Source organism: Rhodococcus sp. IEGM 1408 (assembly GCF_033142235.1).
In the GTDB taxonomy this organism is placed as follows: Bacteria; Actinomycetota; Actinomycetes; order Mycobacteriales; family Mycobacteriaceae; genus Dietzia.
Map to the genome: position 1 here is coordinate 18,345 of NZ_JAWLRW010000009.1, position 12,318 is coordinate 30,662.

At 72.1% G+C, this 12,318-nt stretch carries 13 protein-coding genes; 6 read left to right on the forward strand and 7 right to left on the reverse strand.

What is annotated here, in order from left to right; translation table 11 throughout:
- Nucleotides 1–102: 102 nt before the first annotated feature.
- Both mshD and R4P08_RS14295 read right to left on the reverse strand, forming a co-directional pair.
- A complete protein-coding gene (gene mshD, locus R4P08_RS14290) occupies nucleotides 103–1,041 on the reverse strand; it encodes a mycothiol synthase (RefSeq protein WP_317814562.1) in 939 nt (312 codons plus the stop codon).
- The gene (locus R4P08_RS14295; RefSeq protein WP_317814563.1) at nucleotides 1,038–1,727 is read right to left on the reverse strand and encodes a response regulator transcription factor; all 690 of its coding nucleotides are present in this window, start codon (nucleotides 1,725–1,727) and stop codon (nucleotides 1,038–1,040) included. Before R4P08_RS14295 ends, mshD begins: the two co-directional genes overlap by 4 nt.
- An 82-nt stretch (nucleotides 1,728–1,809) precedes the next feature.
- On the opposite strand from R4P08_RS14295, the gene R4P08_RS14300 reads away from it, so the two are divergent.
- The 4 genes from R4P08_RS14300 (at nucleotide 1,810) to R4P08_RS14315 (ending at nucleotide 4,778) form a co-directional block, all read left to right on the forward strand.
- Nucleotides 1,810–2,547 (forward strand): DUF2993 domain-containing protein, encoded by a 738-nt coding sequence (locus R4P08_RS14300; protein WP_317814564.1) that lies wholly within the window; start codon nucleotides 1,810–1,812, stop codon nucleotides 2,545–2,547.
- A gap of 10 nt (nucleotides 2,548–2,557) precedes the next feature.
- Nucleotides 2,558–3,388: a sulfurtransferase gene (locus tag R4P08_RS14305; RefSeq protein ID WP_317814565.1), complete on the forward strand. Its 831-nt coding sequence runs from the start codon at nucleotides 2,558–2,560 to the stop codon at nucleotides 3,386–3,388.
- Between the two features lie 80 nt (nucleotides 3,389–3,468).
- Entirely contained in the window at nucleotides 3,469–3,969 is a 501-nt protein-coding gene (locus tag R4P08_RS14310; RefSeq protein ID WP_317814566.1) for a hypothetical protein, read from the forward strand.
- 119 nt (nucleotides 3,970–4,088) lie between these two features.
- Complete coding sequence (locus tag R4P08_RS14315) at nucleotides 4,089–4,778, forward strand: FABP family protein (protein ID WP_411741213.1); 690 nt, start codon at nucleotides 4,089–4,091, stop codon at nucleotides 4,776–4,778.
- A 46-nt stretch (nucleotides 4,779–4,824) separates the two neighbouring features.
- On the opposite strand, the gene R4P08_RS14320 is transcribed toward R4P08_RS14315, so the two are convergent.
- The gene (locus tag R4P08_RS14320) at nucleotides 4,825–5,736 is read right to left on the reverse strand and encodes an aminodeoxychorismate lyase (protein WP_317814567.1); all 912 of its coding nucleotides are present in this window, start codon (nucleotides 5,734–5,736) and stop codon (nucleotides 4,825–4,827) included.
- 35 nt (nucleotides 5,737–5,771) lie between these two features.
- On the opposite strand from R4P08_RS14320, the gene R4P08_RS14325 reads away from it, so the two are divergent.
- Nucleotides 5,772–6,938, forward strand: coding sequence for a folate-binding protein (locus R4P08_RS14325; RefSeq protein ID WP_317814568.1), 1,167 nt, complete (start codon nucleotides 5,772–5,774; stop codon nucleotides 6,936–6,938).
- A gap of 133 nt (nucleotides 6,939–7,071) precedes the next feature.
- Complete coding sequence (locus R4P08_RS14330; protein ID WP_317814569.1) at nucleotides 7,072–7,287, forward strand: DUF3073 domain-containing protein; 216 nt, start codon at nucleotides 7,072–7,074, stop codon at nucleotides 7,285–7,287.
- A gap of 96 nt (nucleotides 7,288–7,383) precedes the next feature.
- On the opposite strand, the gene purM is transcribed toward R4P08_RS14330, so the two are convergent.
- The 4 genes from purM to R4P08_RS14350 form a co-directional block, all read right to left on the reverse strand.
- Nucleotides 7,384–8,469, reverse strand: coding sequence for a phosphoribosylformylglycinamidine cyclo-ligase (gene purM / locus R4P08_RS14335; RefSeq protein ID WP_317814570.1), 1,086 nt, complete (start codon nucleotides 8,467–8,469; stop codon nucleotides 7,384–7,386).
- A gap of 64 nt (nucleotides 8,470–8,533) precedes the next feature.
- Nucleotides 8,534–10,123, reverse strand: a complete 1,590-nt coding sequence (purF, locus tag R4P08_RS14340) for an amidophosphoribosyltransferase (RefSeq protein ID WP_411741214.1) — start codon at nucleotides 10,121–10,123, stop codon at nucleotides 8,534–8,536.
- Between the two features lie 247 nt (nucleotides 10,124–10,370).
- Nucleotides 10,371–10,757, reverse strand: a complete 387-nt coding sequence (locus tag R4P08_RS14345) for a sterol carrier family protein (RefSeq protein WP_317814571.1) — start codon at nucleotides 10,755–10,757, stop codon at nucleotides 10,371–10,373.
- Nucleotides 10,754–12,277 (reverse strand): LssY C-terminal domain-containing protein, encoded by a 1,524-nt coding sequence (locus R4P08_RS14350; RefSeq protein ID WP_317814572.1) that lies wholly within the window; start codon nucleotides 12,275–12,277, stop codon nucleotides 10,754–10,756. Before R4P08_RS14350 ends, R4P08_RS14345 begins: the two co-directional genes overlap by 4 nt.
- Nucleotides 12,278–12,318 lie beyond the last annotated feature (41 nt).

Genomic DNA, 12,318 nt, shown 5'->3' on the forward strand with positions numbered 1-12,318 from the left:
GAACTCGCTGGACACGCCGCGACTACGTGTTCACCTGTTCCGGTCTCCGACCCCCCTAGCTGGGGTGATGGTCATGTGTCCAGTACGCGGAGCGGCACAAAGTCACGAGGAGGTGTAGGTCACATCTCGGTGTTCGACCGCGAACCCGAGCCTGTCGTAGGTGCGGATGGCCGCCGTGTTGTCGCCCTCCACGTAGAGCACGACCGACTCCACTCCTGTAGGGCCCTCGAGGTGCGCGACGCCGAGCGAGGTGAGCAGGCCGCCGAGTCCCCGTCCCTGGTCCGCCGGGTCGACGGCCACGACGTAGACCTCGCCCTCCGGCGGCCTCCCGGGCTCTCCGACCGTCTTTGTCCAGTGGAATCCCGCGAGCCGGGGGCTGGACCCCGTGGTGTCGACGGCGAGGAAGATCGCACCGGTGTCGACCCACCCGACCGCCAGTCGTTCGTCGAGCTGGGCACGGGTCCAGCCGCCCTGTTCCGGGTGCCACGAGAACGCGGCGTTGTTGACCCGCAGTAACTCCGCCCGGGCGTCCATCCCGGGCCACCGATGACCTGACTCGGAGTCCGCCTCCGCGAGCGTGCCCGTCTCGATCCCCTCGGCCGGCTGAGCCCCGGGTAGCGGCGGCCCGGAGACCGCCCGTCTGCGCATCATGAGCAGCTCCCGGGTCCGCGTCTTGCCTTCCGCCTCCGCGAGCGCCCTTGCGGCCGGCAGGTCGCCGTGCGCCCACAGCGCGGCTCCCGGCTCCCGCTCGAACACGGCGCGGACAAGGGCTGATCCCACCCCGCGGCGCCGCTGAGCGGGGTCGACCACCAACTCGGCGGTGGCCTCCGCTCCCCTGCCCGCGATCTGGGCGTAGCCGACGATCTCGCCGGTGTCGCTGCGGACCGAGAGGTGCCGGACGTCCCGGGCGCCGGGCGTCCGGAGCGCGCGGAGCGGTTGCTCGCCGAGCGGGGCGACCCCGTCCGCGACCTCCGCGGCCGCCGCCACGGCCTCAACCTGCGAGGCGATCTCCCGGTCGAGTTCGTGCTCGACGACGATCATGCGTCTCCTCCGTCCTCCCGGCGGTCGGTGGGTCGGACCGCTTTGTACCCGACGTTACGGACCGTGCCGATGAGGGACTCGTGATCGGGCCCCAGCTTGGCGCGCAGCCGCCGGACGTGGACGTCGACCGTCCGGGTACCGCCGAAGAAGTCGTACCCCCAGACCTCCTGGAGGAGCTGGGCCCGGGAGAACACCCGCCCGGGGTGTTGGCACAGGTGCTTGAGGAGCTCGAATTCCTTGTAGGTGAGGTCCAGCGGGCGGCCCTTGACCCGGGCGACGTAGGTCTCCTCGTCGATCACCAGTTCGCCCACCGTGAGCAGCCCGCCGTCGGCCTCCCCCTGGGCGGTGTGCCGGGCGGCGGACAGCCTGAACCGCGCGTCCACCTCGGACGGACCGGTGGTCGGCAGGAGGATGTCGTCGAGACCCCAGTCCCCACTGACGGCGATGAGTCCACCCTCGGAGACCACGGCGATGACGGCGACGTCGGCACTGACCGAGAGCAGCCTGCAGAGCGCCCGTGATGCGGCGAGGTCGCTGCGGGCGTCGACCACGGCGAGAGCCGCCCCGGACAGCTCCGCCACGGAGGACGCGAGGGCCGGGAGCAGGCGAACGGTGTGCGGCAGCAGGGTCAGCGCGGGCACCACCGCCTCGGGATCTGTCTCCGTGGTGAGGAGCACTACGTCCATGTGGCCTCTTCCTCGTCCGGGAACGGAGACGATACTAACCACCCGTACCCCCGTTTCTGTGATCGGAGTAGACCTGAACCCCATGGGAGCCCGCCGTCCGGTCGTCGTGTCGATCGCCGCCGCGGCGGTCGTGGTGGGCGGCGCGTTCACCGTGGACTCGATCTCCGCCTCGAGGGTGGAGTCGGACCTCTCCACCCGGATCCGTACCGCCACACCGGGTGTCAGCGCTCCGGCCGTGATGATCGGTGGGGGTCCGACCGGCCGCTGGTCGGGTCCTGACACCCTCGCCTCGGTCTCGATCCGGACGGAGGGGGTCGACCGACCGGGGCTCGACCCGGTCGTCGTCGAGGCCGCGGTGACCGACCTCCACGTCCCCGACGACCGCGCCGCGGAACTCCGTGCCGGGTCGGTGACGGTCTCGGTACAGATCACCGGCGACTCCCTCGGGCCCGCCCTGGGGATGCGGGACGTCGTGGTGGGCGCGGCAGACGACCCCAGTCTCGCCGGGGGGACGGAGAACCGGGCCCGCGTCACCGGAACCCTCGGTTCCGGCACCCGCGTCTCGGCGATCGTCGAGCTCGTCGTCGACGACCGGGGCGCGCACCTCGTCCCCGTGGCCGCCGCGACGGGTCCCGCGGGGTTCCCCGACCAGGACCGGGGTCTGGCGATGCGCAGCACCGCGCTGACCCTGGCGCCGGACATCCTTCCCCTCGGGCTGGCCGTCGACTCGTTGACGGTCCGCGGCGGGACGCTCACCGCGAGCGGTAGCGGCGGCCCCGGGACAGCGCCGCTCGACGACCTCGCGCGGCCGGACCTCTAGACTCGCGGGCATGAGTCGCGACGACGTCCTGGTCAGCACCCGCTGGGCCGATTCGCGCCTGGCCGACGACTCGGTGGTCTTCCTCGAGGTCGACGAGGACGTGACGGCGTATCACATCGACGGTCACATCCCCGGCGCCGTCGCCCTGAACTGGCGCACCGAGCTCCAACAGCAGTACACGCGTGACCTGGTGGGACCGGACAGGTTCGGCGAGCTCATGGCCGAACGCGGCATCACCCGTGACCACACGGTGGTGGTGTACGGCGGGAACCACAACTGGTTTGCCGCCTACGCGTACTGGTACCTGCGGCTGTACGGGCACGCCGACGTCCGACTGCTCGACGGTGGCCGCATGCGGTGGGAACGCGACGGGCTCCCCCTGGAGACGGACCTGCCCGACCGGCCGGTCACCGAGTACGCGGCCGACCCGCAGGACCTGTCCATCCGGGCGTTCCGCGACGACGTCCTGGCCGGACTGGGCAGCGATGCGCTGGTGGACGTCCGGTCCGTCGACGAGTACACCGGTCGCCTCACCGCGCCGGCCGGGCTCCCCCAGGAGGGCGGCCGCCAACGCGGACACATCCCGGGCGCGGTGTCCATCCCCTGGAACCGCGCGGTGACCCGCGACGGCACCTTCCGCCCCGACGCCGAACTCCGCGCGATCTACGCCGACACCCTGTCCGACGCCGACCGTCGCGTGGTGACCTACTGCCGGATCGGGGAGCGGTCGAGCCACACCTGGTTTGTCCTCCACGAGCTCCTCGACCAGACCAACGTGGTCAACTACGACGGCAGCTGGGTGGAGTACGGCTCACTCATCGGGGTCCCTGTAGAGCGCTGAGCCGACAGGGCCGGGCAGCGAGACGGTCGGAGGCGGGACGGCCGCCCCGCCTGGGCGGTCGAGTCGCTAATCTCGAGAGCATGTCACTCATCACCCGCGCACTCGGTCTGGCCGGACGGGCATCTGTCGTCGCCCTCGGCGCCTCTGTCGCCTCCGCCGTCATCGTCGGCGTCGATCAGCGGCGCGGCGCCATCCCCCGGGTCCCGGACCACCCCGGCCCGTACTCCCCCGAGGAGCGGGAGGCGGCCGTTCGGATGTACCTGACCGCCCTCACGCTGCCCGCGGCCGCGTTCCGCGTGCCGTTCGCACCCGACTGCGTCCGACACGAGAACGGGCTCAAGACCGGTTTCAATGCCGACCACCTCAAGTGGGACCTGCATCTACACCTGCAGTACTCGACCATCCGCGAGGTGCGGGACATCGTCATCACCGTCGACCCCCCGGGGCGGGACGGTGTCGTGCACGCGGACTTCACTCTGGTGACCGTGCTGGGGCTCAAGGCGCGGGTCAGTGAGGACTTCGCCGTACCCCCCGAGGACTGCCTCATCCACTCGATCGACGCCCGCATCTCACTGGGCTGAAGCCCTCCGGGTTAGGATTGCGTCATGGTGCTCTTCTTCGAGATCCTCCTTGTCCTCTGCACGCTGGCCATCCTGTGGGCCACCTGCTACATCGTCTACCGCACGGTCACCAACGAGTCGTGACCGGCAGCGGCCCGACCGACGCCGTCGACCCCGCGCCGTCCACCCCTGAAGGGGGAGACGGCGGGTCGGTCGTGCGCGGATCCGCGAACGCGGCGGTCGACGCCGCCGCCGCGCGTTCCGAGCAGACCGCGGGTCGCAACATCCCGGCGTTCTCCGAGCTCCCGGTGCCCGAGGACACGGCCAACCTCCGGTTCGGCCCCGACCTCCACCCGGGACTGCTCGCGCTGCTCCCACTCGTGGGCGTCTGGGAGGGCGAGGGCGAGGCGGACACCGCCGACCGCGGCGAGCACCGCTTCGGCCAGCAAATCGTCGTCTCGCACGACGGCGAGAACTACCTGAGCTGGAGCTCGCGGGCCTGGACGTTCGATTCGGGCGGGGCGGTGGACAGCGCCGCCTACCGCGAGTCGGGATTCTGGCGGATCTCCGCCGACGACCAGCTCGAGTTCCTCGTGGCCCACGCGTCCGGGGTCATCGAGATCTTCTACGGCCGGCCGCTCACCCAGTCCGCGTGGGAGATGGCCACCGACGTGGTGCTCGCCTCCCCCACCGGACCCGAACGCGGCGGCGCCAAGCGCATGTACGGGATCGTGGACGGCGGGGACCTGGGCTGGGTCGAGGAACGCCTCCACCCGGAGAAGGGCCTGGTCCCCCACATGTCGGCGCGGCTGCGCCGCCTCGCGGGCTGAGACGACCCCGACCCCCGGAACGCGCAGGCGGCCCCTTCCAGGGGCCTCAGGCCCGCCCCACCGCGCGGTCGACCATCCCCGCGACGGCGATCCCCGGATCGGCCTCCGGAAGGGTCACGGCGTCGATCCGCCTGACCCGGGCGGCCAGCGTGACCGAGGACAGTAGCCACACGGCGTCCGCGGCCAGCAGGTCGGTCATCAGCAGCCGCTCGCGGCGCACTGCTATCCCCTGTCCTTTCGCGACCTCGGCGAGCGCCGCGAGGGTGGTCCCCTCCAGGATCCCCACCTCGACCGGCGGACTCACCAGCTCGCCGGACCGGGCGATCACGAGGGTGGACCGCGGCCCCTCGAGGACCTCGCCCTCAGCGGAGAGGTAGACGACGTCGTCGAAGCCGTTCGCCGCCGCATGCCGTAGTGCCGCCATGTTGGCCGCGTACGACAGCGTCTTGGACCCGAGCAGCATCCAGGGCGCCGTTGCCGCGAAGTCCGCCGGGAAGCCCCTGTTCAGGGCGGTCACGGCGATGCCCTCCGCCCTGGCGCGGACCGCGTGCGGCCCGACGGGGGCCACCGTGATGTAGGCGGTCTCCGCGCCGCCGCGCTCGGGCCCGCGGGACAGGACCAGCCTCAGCATCGCCTCGGAGCCCGGGCCCCACTCCCGTGCGGCCAGCGCGATACCGGCCCGCCACTCCTCGGCGGTGGGGCCGCCCGTGATGCCGAGCGCCGACGACGACCTGGCCAGTCGCGCGAGGTGGCGCTCCGGCTTGGCCACGCGTCCGTTCACCAGCAGGAGGGTCTCGAAACACCCGTCCCCGCGCACGGCCGCCAGATCATCGGCGAGCAACAACGGCTCCCCGGCGGGATGTACTCGAGGTCGCGGGCCGTCCGGACCGCCCGCGACGAGGACGACGACCCGGTATCCCTCCGGCCGCTCCGCTCCGGTTCCCACTGCACTGCCCATGACGGCAACACTACGACGACGCACGTAGTATCGCGATGGTGATCGACCCAGCTGTGCCCGACAGGACCGACGATGGCTACCACAGCCCGATCCTGAACCGCCCCGGCGCCGTGGACGCGGCCGATGCGGACCCTGATGCGGGGGTCCCGTTCCACTACGGGGACCCGTTCGGTGAGCAACGCGCCGCCACGTCCGGTGTGGTGGTGGTGGACCGCTCCCACCGCGACGTCCTGACCATCACCGGAGGCGAACGGCTGACCTGGCTCGAGGGATTCGTCTCCCAGCACGTGTCCGAACTCCCGGACGGCAGCGGTGGCGAGACGCTGGTCCTCGACGCCAACGGGCGGGTCGAGCACCACGCGGTGCTCTCCGATGTCGGGTCGCGCCTCGTCGTGGACACCGAGCCCGGTCGGGGCGCCGGACTCCTGACGTTCCTGACCAAGATGGTCTTCTGGGCGGATGCCGCTCCGGAGGCCGCGGACCTCGCCGTCGTCACCCTCGCCGGGACCGGGCTCCCCACCACCCTCACCGCACCCGACGGGACGGCCGTGGAGCTCCCCGTCGGCCACTACGCGAGCAGCCCGCTGCCCGGCGGCGGCGTCGCCCGCCGCATGCCGTGGCCGATGGCCGGGTCCGTCGACCTGATCGTCCCCCGCTCCGGGCTGACGGCCTGGTTCAGTGCGGCCCTCGCCGCCGGCGCCCGCCCCGCGGGCTCGTGGGCGTTCGAGGCCCTGCGCGCGGCTGAGACGACCCCGCCCCGCGCCCGCCTGGGCGTGGACACCGACGAGAAGACCATCCCCCACGAGATCCCCACGTGGATCGGCGACGTGGCCCAGCGCGGTGCGGTGCACCTGGACAAGGGGTGTTACCGGGGTCAGGAGACCGTCTCCCGGGTGCACAACCTGGGCAAGTCCCCCCGTGTCCTCGTGCGGCTCCAACTGGACGGGTCGGGAGGGGACGCGATGGTGCTGCCCGGTGCCGAGGTCCGCTCCGGAGGCCGCACGGTGGGCCGCGTCGGCACCGTGGTCCAGCACCATGAGGACGGCCCTGTCGCGCTCGCGCTACTCAAGCGGTCGGTCGCCTCGGATGCCCCGCTCGAGATCGACGGAGTCTCCGCCGCCATCGACGCCGACACCGTCCCGGACGACTCCGGGCCCCAGGCCGGACGTGAGGCGATCCGCAGACTCCGCGGCCAGGCGTAGTCGCTGGTAGCGCCTCCCACCACACCCGGGCGGACATTCCGCGGCGGGCACGCTATCCTGTGGGCAGGCAGATACTCACATTCGATGGGCACCCCCGAGGTGGCCCAGCACCGTTTCCGAGGGGGTCAGGTCAATGGGCCGAGGCCGCGCGAAGGCGAAGCAGACCAAGGTCGCTCGCGAACTGAAATACAACGCTCCGCAGACGGACCTAGAACGTCTCCAAGCGGAGTTGTCAGGTGGGGGCGCGCCCACAAGGCTGATACCCGAGCGACCAAGCACTGATCGAGTCAGTGCCGACGAGGACGATGACCCTTACGGGTCGTGGTCCGACGCCGACAGCAGGTTCTGACCGCACTCCCCGATCTCCACATGCACGTGGGCCGGGCATCCCCAGTGGATGCCCGGCCCACGTGTATCGCGGGGGTGTCTGGCGACGCCCGCTCGACTAGAACCGTGCGTGCGATCCCTCGAGGACGACCCGCGGTGCGTCAGCAGCGTCCTCGGCGGCCTTCTCCACGTGACCGATCACCCAGTTGTCCACGTGCCGGGCCGTGAGGACGGCCTGCGCGCGGTCCACGTCCTCGGCCGGCAGGACGGCGATCATGCCGACGCCCATGTTGAACGTGCGCTCCATCTCGGCCTGCTCGACGCGGCCGTGGTGGGCGATCGTGCCGAAGACGGCGGGCACCGGCCACCGGCCGCGGTCGAGCTGGGCCACCAGACCCCGCGGCATGACCCGCGCCAGGTTCTCGGCCAGGCCGCCACCGGTGACGTGGCTGAAGACCCGGACGTCGGTCTCGGCGATCAGACTCAGGCAGTCCAGCGAGTAGATGCGGGTGGGCTCGAGCAACTCCTCACCGAGGGTCCGTCCGAACTCCTCGACGTGGCCCTCCAGCGGGAGGCGGGCGAGCTCGAGCAGGACGTGGCGGGCCAGCGAGTAGCCGTTGGAGTGCAGCCCCGAGGAGGCCATCCCCACGACCACGTCGCCCGGGCGCACGTTCTCGGCCTTGAGGATCTCGTCGGCCTCGACGATCCCGACGCCGGTGCCCGAGATGTCGTACTCCCCGGGCGCCATCAGGCCGGGGTGCTCGGCGGTCTCCCCGCCCAGCAGGGCGCAGCCGGCCCGGACGCACCCCTCGGCGATGCCCTCGACGATGGCGGCCACGTGCTCCGGCACCACCTTGCCGATCGCGATGTAGTCCTGGAGGAACAGCGGCTCGGCGCCACAGACCACCAGGTCGTCGACCACCATCGCCACGAGGTCGATGCCCACCGTGTTGTGGATGTCCATCGCCTGCGCCACCGCGATCTTGGTGCCGACGCCGTCCGTGGACGAGGCCAGCAGCGGTTGACGGTAGGAGTTCTTCAGGGAGAAGAGCCCGGCGAACCCCCCGAGACCGCCCATCACCTCCGGCCGGGTCGCACGCTTGGCGTGCGGCGCGAACAGCTCGACGGCACGCTCGCCCGCGTCGATGTCGACTCCCGCGGCGGCGTACGAGGCGCCGGGCGCGCGGTGTGAGTTCTCGGTCATCTTGGGTTCTCCTCATCGGCGCCCACAGTGGGGCGCCCGGTCAGGGTCGGCGGACGTCGTCCACTTAGTTGTTGAAGGCCGTGTCGTTGATGGCCGTGTCGTTGATGGCCGTGTCGTTCAGGGCGGGGCTGTCCGAGGCCGTGCTGAGGTCGCGGTTCTCGCCATCGACCTGCGCGTTCAGCGCCCGGACGGCCGCGCTCATGTGCGAGTCGTCCGGGAGCGGGATGGGATAGTGGCCGTCGAAACACGCAGCGCACAGCTCGTCGGGACGTTGCCCGCTGGCCTCGATCATCCCGTCCACCGAGACGTAACCGAGGCTGTCCGCCCCGATCGCCCTGCGGACCCCTTCGAGCATCCCGTCCGAGACGTCGACGCCGTTGGCGATGAGCTCGGCGGGGCTGGCGAAGTCGATGCCGTAGAAGCACGGCCAGCGCACCGGCGGGGACGCGATCCGGACGTGGATCTCGCTCGCTCCCGCCTCCCGCAGCATCCGGATCAGGGCGCGCTGGGTGTTGCCGCGGACGATCGAGTCGTCCACCACCACGAGCCTCTGGCCCCGGATCACCTCGCGCAACGGGTTGAGCTTGAGGCGGATGCCCAGCTGCCGGATGGTCTGACTGGGCTGGATGAAGGTGCGTCCGACGTAGGCGTTCTTGGTCAGGCCCTGAGCGAACGGGATGCCCGAGCCCTGCGCGTACCCGACGGCGGCCGGGGTCCCCGACTCCGGCACCGGGATCACCAGATCGCCGTCGACGGGGTGTTCCTTCGCGAGCCTGCGGCCGATCTCCACGCGGGCGGAGTTGACCGAGCGCTCGTTGATCACCGAGTCGGGGCGCGCGAGGTAGACGTACTCGAAGACGCAGGTCTTGGGGGTGGCCTCGGCGAACCTGCGGGAGCGGACGCCGTCGGCGTCGATCGCGATGAGCTCACCGGGCTCGATGTCGCGGACGAACGAGGCGCCGACGATGTCCAGGGCCGAGGTCTCGGACGAGACCACCCAGCCGTTGTCGAGTCGGCCGAGCGACAGCGGGCGCACCCCGTGGGGGTCGCGGGCCGCGTACAGCGTGTTCTCGTCGGAGAACGTGAGGCAGTAGGCGCCGCGCAGGCGCGGCAGCAACCGGGCGGCGGCCTCCTCGAGGCCCAGGTCCCCCGCCTCGTGGGCGAGCAGGGTGGAAACGATGTCCGAGTCCGAGTGGGTGCTGTCCTCGGTGTAGCCGCGGATCCCCTTCTCGGTGGCGTAGCGCTTGAGTTCCTGGGTGTTGACCAGGTTGCCGTTGTGCCCGAGCACCAGCGATCCGCCGTCGGCGGTCTGCCGGAACATCGGCTGCGCGTTGTCCCACGAGGCGGCGCCGGTCGTGGAGTACCGGCAGTGACCCAGGGCCACGTGGCCGTTCATGGACTCGAGGGTCTGCTCGTCAAAGACCTGGCTGACCAGTCCGAGGTCCTTGTAGACCAGGACCTGCTCGCCGTTCGCGACCGCGATACCGGCGGCTTCCTGGCCACGGTGCTGCAGCGCGTACAGGCCGTAGTAGGCCAGCTTCGCGACGTCCTCGCCCGGGGCCCAGACGCCGAAGACGCCGCACTCCTCGACGGGACCGATGCGCTCGGTGTCGATCGGCAGGCCGGCGGGCCCCGGTGCGGACGGGTCGGGCAGACCCAGGCCGACGGTGGCGCGGCTCCCGGTGCGGCGTAGGGATCCGTACGGGACCGGACGTGTCGACGTGCTCTCCACCTGGTGGTGCTCCCTCACGGATTCGGGGCTGGCCGCCCGGACGGACCCCGGCGGTGCGGTTCGAGTGTACGTAACCAGCCCCCCGTGGCCACAGTCCCGTGGTGCGGGGCACTCCCCCGCCCGGGCATCGCGGTGGGGCCCCACCCGCACCCCGGCGGGGCGGGAGCGGTCACCCGGCCCTGACGACGGGCAGCGCTGCGGCCACCTCGGACGCGCGGGTCCCCGACGCCCACACCCGACCCGCGGCCACCGCAGCGGCCCAGGTGATGCGGCCGGTGGCGAGTTCGAGCCAGGTGCGGGGATCGGTTTCGACCACGTTGGGCGGGGTCCCGCGCGTGTGCCGCGGACCCTCGATGCACTGGACGGCGGCGAAGGGCGGGACCCGCAGCTCGACGGCGCGACCCGGGAGTTCCCCCGCGAGGGCACCGGTGGTGGCGCGGACCGCCGCGGCGAGTGCCGAGCGAGGAGGTTGGGCGGACGTCTCGTCGTCGTCGAGCCACGCGGTGACCGCCTCGACGGCGGCGCGGACCGTCGCCGCGTCGGGGACCCGGCTCACGTCCGGTCCCCCCGCGCCCGCCGCGCCCGCCGCGCCCGCTGCGCCCGCCGCGCCCGCCGCCGTTCCTGCGCGGTCCGGCGACTCCACGTCCGGGCGGCCTGGCTGGTGAGGAGGAGCAGGATGAGGACGTTGACCGCCAGGACCAGGTAGCCGCCCAGGACGGTGCCCGACTCGGCGTCCGTGGTCACCCGGCCGGACTCGGTCGAGACGATGCTCACCACGGTCAGCGCCAGCAGCCACACGCGCGGCCGGGCGTAGCCCTGGTAGGTGAGCAGCGCCAGCACGCCCATCGCCCCGTACGTCGCGCCCAGGAACACCGCCAGCACCACGACGACCGGGACCACCTCGGACTGGTCGAGCCCGGCGAACTCCTCCATCCCCTGCCCGGAGAGGATGTCGCGGAGCGCCGTGACCAACAGCACCAGCACCGTGCCCGCGACCAGCGCGCACCCCGCGGTCAGCGCGGCCGGTCGCGGGAGATGCCCGGGATCGGGGGCCACGTCGTCGGCCGGGCGGTCGGCGTCCCCCGAGGCCAGCCCGCCCTCCGCCTGGGGGTCGTCGTACCCGCGGGCGGCCCGCACCACCCCGGCCGGCAGCGCGGCGGCCGCCACCTCTGGGACCGGCACCGCGCGCAGGTCCACCACGGGCAGGTCGCCGTCGGTCCGGATCGCGTCGCCGCCGCCGTTGCGGGAGTGGTAACCGGTGGAGAAGTTCTCGAGCAATCGGAAATCCGCTCCGGGGACGTGGAAGCGGATGGAGTCCACGATGTAGTCGCGCTCGACGTCGATGTCCGCGTCGATCTTGTGGGTCACCTGGAGGGTGAACAGCGACAGCCCCACCGCGCGGTCGTAGGTGCCCGCGCCGAGCCACTGCACCCGGTGGCCGCCGGGCAGGAGCCACCCATCCGGGCACCGCCAGAAGCGCACGTGGTGGCGCTGCGCCGCGTTGCCCTCCACCTCCTGCTGGTAGGCCAGGCACTGCCGGCGACCGAAGAGCCGCAGCGGGCTCACCGGGGCGGCGGGGTAGGACCGGCGCAGCACCGAGGACAGGATGATGCCCCAGGAGGAGCGGACGGTGATGTCGTCGGCGAGGACCCAGCCACACGCGGTCATGACCTCGTGGATCTGGCGGGCGGTGCCGTCGACGGCGAGGTTGACCGGATCCCCGAGCAGCCCGTCCGAGGTCCGCGTCCGGGCGATGAAGTACCCCGGCACGTAGACCGAGGTGATCAGCGTCTGCAGGCGCGGCAGGACCAGGTAGGCCACCAGCGCCCAGAACGGGACCAGGAGGAACAGGTGCCACCAGCTGTGGCGCCACACCTCGTCCAGGAGCCGCCAGCCCAGCCAGCCCGCCGCGAGGGTGGCCAGGGCGAAGAACACGGTGTCCACGACCTGGCCGGGCAGGGGCGGGCGGACGTCGTCGTCGCGCACCTTGCCGGGTGGACGGGTGTAGACGGGCGGCGCCACCGGCGTTGTCGGAGCCGCTCCGGGGGCCGGCGCGGTTCGCTCGCTGGTGGACATGCACCCGACGATAGTCCGCGGTCCCGGCCGCGCGGGCCGCG